Below are 2,579 nucleotides of genomic sequence, written 5' to 3'. Positions count from 1 at the left end.
CAGCAGCAGCGCCGCATTCAGTCCGGTCAACGGCGTGCGGGCGGTTTGGGCCGATGCCGGATCGCCGAAACTCAGCAGCTGCGCATTGCGCGATGCGGCGAGCCATGCGGCAACCGTTGCCGGATCGTTGGTCCGGATCCGGAACGGGTGGGCTTCGTCATCGTCCGGTTTGCCGCCGAACGCGTGCCATTGGGCCGCCATGGCATCGAACGGGCTGCCATCCACGCGTGCGGTGCGCAGGTCCAGCGGCGCCGACGCGTAGAGGTCGAGCGAGGCTTGCGCGTCCGGGCCGGCATCGCGCGTCACGCGCAGGATCAGGCTGGTGCGTGCGTCGTCGATATCGTCGGCGTGGCTTTCGGCAATGCAACGGTTGCCGTTGTCGCAGACGACCGACCAGTTCTTGAAATCGCGCTCGACCGGAGGCCGCGCGAGCGGGCGAGCCTGGGCGACGATCGGGGAAATGGCGAGGAGGGCGGCGATGGCGAGCGAAAGGCGGTGCGACATGACGGTTCGTATCGACTGTGGATGGGCGGACGGAAGACGTCGGACTGCAAGCGCATCGTCAGCAAGCGGGGCAGGTCGAAGGCTGCGGCGCATGCGGCGGCGCGCTTTACCGAACGGCACCAAGTATACCGCCGCAATGGGCGGCGATCGTGACGACGACGCGTAGTGTGCGGGCACGTCCCTTGCTGGCCGGATGGGTCGGACAAGTGCGGATGCGAAAACGGCGCGATGTCCAAAGACATCGCGCCGCTTACTTTTCATCGACCGTCGACCACGTTGCGCAGGAACGCGTCGAGCATCGCCACGTCGCCCCACGGCCGCTTGTATTCGCGATCGTGTTCGGCATCGGCGAGCATCGTCTCGACGAGCGCGTGCACCGCCGGCCTGCGCGGCCCGTATTCGCTTTCGTTCGCGCTCATCTTCAGCGCGAGCAAGGCGTCGAGTTCCGCACGCACCGCCGGCTCGTGCACGGTGCCGTCGACGAGATCCACGAAGCGCATCGGCGGCATGCCGAGCCCCATGTCGATCCAGCGCACCGCAAGCAGCGGCCGCAGCACGTACAGGTACTTCTTGTAGCGCACCGTGTCGCCTTGCAGATAGCCGCGAAAGTTCTTCTTCGCCATCGCGAGGTAGTGATGACGCCCGCGCACCGGCGAGAAAAACGCGGACGCCAGCGACCTGAGTCGCGGCGCCCAGCGCGCATCTTCGCGATACACGACGGGCGAGTCGAGCCATTCGAGCAGCGTCGGGTTCGAGCGGCGCAGCAGTTGCAGTGCCTTGCGCAGTTCCCAGCCGCTGACGTCGAGCTCGTCGTCGAGCGGACGCTCGATCACGTCGCGTTGCGGTTCGACGCTCAGGTACCAGTCGCGCCGGTGCGCATACACGAAGCGCACGTCGTAATCGCTGTCCGGCGATGCGAACCCCCAGCCGCGGCTGCCCGATTCGCACGCGAACAGCACGCTCACGTCGTGGCGGCGCTCGACTTCCGCGAGCTCCGCCATCACGCGCGCCCGCACGGCCGGGTCGACCGGATGCGCGCTGCGCACCGCTGTCAATTTTTCCGTTTTCATTGTTGTTGCTTCCTTTTTGTTGTGCGCGGCCGCCGGCCATCGGCCGCGCACCGCGCTATCCTTTCACGCACACCACCTGGCGCAGCGTATGCACCACTTCGACGAGGCTGCGCTGGGCCGCCATCACCGCGTCGATGTCCTTGTAGGCCATCGGGATTTCGTCGACGACGCCCGAGTCCTTCCGGCATTCGACGCCCTGGGTTGCCTTCACCTGGTCGTCTACCGTGAAGCGGCGCTTCGCTTCGGTGCGGCTCATCGTCCGGCCCGCGCCGTGGCTGCACGAGCAGAAGCTGTCCGGGTTGCCGAGCCCGCGCACGATGAAGCTTTTCGCGCCCATCGAGCCCGGAATGATCCCGAGCTGGCCCTTCTGCGCGGACACCGCCCCCTTGCGCGTCACGAGCACGTCTTCGCCGAAGTGGCGTTCGCGCTGCACGTAGTTGTGGTGGCAGTTCACCGCGTGTTCGTCGACCGAGAACGGCTTCGCGATCACGCCGCGTGCTGCCCCGATCACCGCGTCCATCATGGCCTGCCGGTTGCGGCGCGCGTAGTCCTGCGCCCAGCCGACCGCTTCGACGTAATCGTCGAAGTGCCGGCTGCCCTCGGTGAAATACGCGAGGTTGCGATCCGGCAGGTTCGCGATGTGCTGCCGCATGTCGGCCTGCGCGAGTTCGATGAACAGGCTGCCGATCGCATTGCCTACACCGCGCGAGCCGCTGTGCAGCATGAACCACACGTGGTCCGCTTCGTCGACGCACACTTCGATGAAGTGATTGCCGGTGCCGAGCGTGCCGAGATGCGCGTAGTGGTTCGTCTTTTCCAGCTTCGGATACTTGTCGACGATCCGCTGGAAGCCCGGTTGCAGCGACTTCCACGATTCGGTCACGGCGGCCGGCGTGCGGTCGCGTGCCGCGACGAGCTGCGCGGCGAGCGCGGGGCCTTCGCCCGAGCGCACCTTCACGGTGATGCCGCTCTGCGCTTCGAAATCCTTGACGAGCTGGTTGACGA

At 66.6% G+C, this 2,579-nt stretch carries 3 protein-coding genes; all 3 read right to left on the bottom strand.

Annotation, left to right across the window (positions count from 1 at the left end; all coding sequences use genetic code 11):
• On the bottom strand, positions 1-504 hold a 504-nt coding region (locus G3N93_RS38095; protein ID WP_206135337.1), incomplete at its 3' end, for a DUF1176 domain-containing protein.
• 257 nt (positions 505-761) lie between these two features.
• Positions 762-1,574, bottom strand: a complete 813-nt coding sequence (locus G3N93_RS38090; RefSeq protein ID WP_206135336.1) for a nucleotidyltransferase domain-containing protein — start codon at positions 1,572-1,574, stop codon at positions 762-764.
• A gap of 55 nt (positions 1,575-1,629) precedes the next feature.
• A partial coding sequence (locus G3N93_RS38085; protein ID WP_241026877.1) for an RtcB family protein occupies positions 1,630-2,579 on the bottom strand: 950 nt, incomplete at its 5' end.

This window comes from Burkholderia sp. Se-20378 (assembly GCF_017104665.1).
Taxonomy (GTDB): domain Bacteria; phylum Pseudomonadota; class Gammaproteobacteria; order Burkholderiales; family Burkholderiaceae; genus Burkholderia; species Burkholderia lata.
The sequence above is the reverse complement of the archived record's forward strand: the minus strand, read 5'-3'. Positions and strand labels throughout refer to the sequence as shown.